The organism is Porphyromonas somerae DSM 23386, from assembly GCF_000372405.1.
Lineage (GTDB): Bacteria > Bacteroidota > Bacteroidia > Bacteroidales > Porphyromonadaceae > Porphyromonas_A > Porphyromonas_A somerae.
Genome location: NZ_AQVC01000078.1, coordinates 1 through 3,524 on the forward strand (window position 1 = coordinate 1; position 3,524 = coordinate 3,524).

Annotated in this window: 2 protein-coding genes; both read left to right on the plus strand. The window is 51.5% G+C overall.

All coding sequences use genetic code 11. The features are described from left to right. Positions 1–293 precede the first annotated feature (293 nt). Positions 294–2,612 carry a type I DNA topoisomerase gene (topA, locus tag A3GK_RS0109935; protein ID WP_018029297.1) on the plus strand — a complete coding sequence of 773 codons (2,319 nt, stop codon included), beginning with the start codon at positions 294–296 and terminating at the stop codon, positions 2,610–2,612. Then, positions 2,609–3,355 (plus strand): tRNA (adenosine(37)-N6)-threonylcarbamoyltransferase complex dimerization subunit type 1 TsaB, encoded by a 747-nt coding sequence (gene tsaB, locus A3GK_RS0109940; protein WP_026161843.1) that lies wholly within the window; start codon positions 2,609–2,611, stop codon positions 3,353–3,355. Before topA ends, tsaB begins: the two co-directional genes overlap by 4 nt. Positions 3,356–3,524: the final 169 nt, after the last annotated feature.

Here is a 3,524-nt window from a genome sequence, read left to right on the forward strand (position 1 = left end):
GGTCTGACCCCTCAACCGGGGTCAAGGAGGTGGTGAATATGCTCTTACACACAGGTCGTTCGGGGCTAACGCCCCTCCGACCTGTGCCTATTTAACACGGACCTCTACCGAGGTCCTTACACCATTATCATCAATAGATTGTATATCATCATTCGTACAATAGCCTTTTCTAATGCGTAACCCCTGTCTTGTGAGCCCAGTTTTTTTGTCTAGTTATATATAATGTGTACTTTTGCAAATCCAATAAATGTTGGGTATAAGAGTATTGAGAGAATAAAAAATTAGATAAAGATATGGCAAGTAACCTCGTGATAGTGGAGTCACCCGCTAAGTCAAAGACCATTAGCAAATTTCTAGGTAAGGACTACCAAGTCCTCTCTAGCTATGGGCATATCCGTGACCTTAAGACCAAAGGGATGGGTGTGGATATTGAGAATAACTTTGAACCGCAGTACGAGGTCTCTGAGGATAAGGAGCGAGTGGTTAAGGAGCTGAGAAGTGCTTCCAAAAAAGCTGAGAGAGTGTGGCTTGCAAGTGATGAGGACCGCGAAGGAGAGGCGATAGCATGGCACTTAGCCGAGGTGCTTGGATTGGATAAGAAGGCTAAGAATAGGATCGTATTTCACGAGATCACCAAGTCGGCAGTAGAGCACGCCCTCGAAAACCCTCGTGCTATTGATGAGCAGATGGTTGATGCTCAGCAAGCTCGCCGTGTACTGGATAGGATTGTAGGCTTCGAGCTGAGCCCAGTGCTTTGGCGCAAGATTCGTCCTCAGCTTTCGGCAGGTAGGGTGCAGTCGGTAGCTGTTCGGATTATTGTGGAGAGGGAGCGAGAGATTACCGCCTTTGAGCAAAAAAGCAACTTCCGGATACGGGGGTTGTTCATCACCACGAGCGGGGAGAAAGTGGTGGCAGAGGTGGCGAAGCGACCTGAGACAGAGGAAGAGGTAAGGGAAATCCTCAACGCCCTCATTGATGCCAACTACAGTGTGGGTAAGATAGAGGTGAAGCCGTCCAAGCGCAAGCCAGCAGCTCCCTTTACCACCTCTACCCTACAGCAGGAGGCTTCTAGGCGGTTGGGCTATCCAGTAGGTCTCACCATGCGACTAGCTCAGAGCCTATACGAAGCAGGGCACATTACTTATATGCGTACCGACTCAGTCAATCTCTCCGACTATGCCATTGCCACTAGTTGTGCCCTCGTAGAGCAAGCCTACGGAAAGGAGTATGTCAAGGCCCGTCGCTATAAAGTCAAGACCAAAGGTGCCCAAGAGGCGCACGAAGCGATTCGCCCCACAAATGTGGAGGTGGAAATTGCTGGAAAGAATAAGCAAGAGCGTGCCCTCTACGAGATGATCCGCAAGCGGACGCTTGCCTCACAGATGGCAGATGCTGAGCTGGAGAATACCACAGTACAGATATTGAGTGGCACTCCTACACAGTTCGAAGCCAAGGGTGAGACGGTCATCTTTGATGGCTTCCTCAAGGTGTACCTAGAGGGGCACGACGATGAAGATGCCGAGGAAGAGACTGGCCTTCTGCCACGCCTCCAAACTGGCGACCCCCTCTTGAGTGAGGAGGTGGTAGCACGCGAGCGCTTTGCACAACGACCCCCTCGCTACACGGAGGCATCGTTGGTAAAGCGATTGGAGGAGCTCGGGATTGGGCGTCCTTCTACCTACGCACCTACCATTCAGACTATCCAAAAGCGAGAGTATGTGGTGAAGAAGTCCATCGATGGCGAGTCTCGCAATTATGTAGAGCTCAAGCTAGAGAAGGGAAAGGTAGCCAAGCGTACCAAGAAGGAGGTCTATGGGGCAGACAAAAATAAACTCTTCCCCACCGACACAGGGCTGGTGGTCACCGACTTCCTCGTGGAGTACTTTCCCCAAGTATTGGACTACAACTTTACCGCACGGGTAGAGGAGGAGTTTGACGAGATCGCGGCAGGCAAAAAGAAATGGAATAGCGTCATTGCCACCTTCTACGACCTCTTCCACGATAATGTGGAGGGGGTGATGGCAGAGAAGAGCGACCACAAGGTGGGCGAACGCATCCTCGGTGAAGACCCCAAGACTGGAGAGCAAGTATCGGCTAAGATCGGGCGCTTTGGTCCGATGATACAGATCGGTATTGCCGACGAAGAGGGCAAAAAGCCGCGCTTCGCTTCCATCCCTACCAATCTCTCACTCGAGACCATTACCCTGGAGGAGGCGCTCAAACTATTCGACCTACCTCGTACGCTTGGTGAGTACGAGGGGGATAAAGTCGTCGCCAGCATTGGTCGGTTTGGCCCTTATGTCCGCTTTGGTAAGCTATTCGCTAGTATTCCAAAAGAGCTTTCGCCCTACGAGATCACCCTTGAGGAGGCAAAGCCGCTCATTGATGCCAAGAAGGAGCAGGAGCGTAATAAGTTCATCGCCTCCTTTGGCGAAGGCGATGAGGTGGTAGAGGTACTCAATGGTCGGTGGGGACCTTATCTTAAGTATCAAAAGAATAACTACAAGATCCCCAAGACGACGGATGCCAAAACACTCACAGAGGAGCAGGCACGCCAAATAATCGCCGAAACGGCGGCAAGTGGGGCTAAGAAGAAACGTAAAAAGAAATGATGAAAAAGAGATATATCCTACTCCTAGATAGCTCTACCGACTACTGCACAGTGGCTCTGGCAGAGGAGGGCGATACACCAATGATTATCGCTGAGGCTGAAGAGACCGACCGCTCAAGGCAGTCGGAGCGATTGGCAGTGATGGCACAGGAGGTGCTTTCACAGCTACCCCAAGGCAACGAGCTATCAGCTATCTGCGTCGCTGAGGGGCCTGGAAGCTACACTGGGCTTCGCATCGCGGCAGGATATGCCAAGGGTTTGGCTTTTGCCAAAGGGGTTCCCCTCCTTGCCATCTCTACCACTCAGCTCATTGCTCGTAGTTACCTCGCCCATGAGGTGGCATCTGAGGAGGCACTATTGATGCCGATGATCGATGCCCGACGTATGGAAGTTTACTCGGCACTTTATACCGCCAAAGGGGAGCCAGTATCCGATATCGCCGCATTGGTATTGACCGAAGAGGAGACGCAAGCCTCTATCACCGAGTTGGTAGAGCAGCACCCCGTAGTCTACTTCGGATCGGGTGCCGAGAAGGCGCAGGAGCTATTCCAGAGCCTACTACCGGGTAGTCGGTATGTAGTCAATATCTACCCCCACGCCAAGTATATGGCGAGCGATGCCTTTCGACTACTAGAGGCCGGAGAACACCTCGACGTCGCCTACTGGGAGCCCTTCTACCTCAAAGAGTACCAAGCCAAAAAGTCCCTCAATAAAGTACTCGCCCAGCTCCTCCCCAATAAATAAGCTAGCGAATGCTTTATCGGACAAGTCGGACAGGTCAGACAAGTCGGACAGATCGGACGGCACGTAGATAAGTGCTTGTGGTTTCCTGAAAAAGGTTGACTCGGTTAATGTTACGTTGTTATTAATCCTGCTTTATGTTGACTTTCTAGCCTTTAGTCCTGTGAGGGGT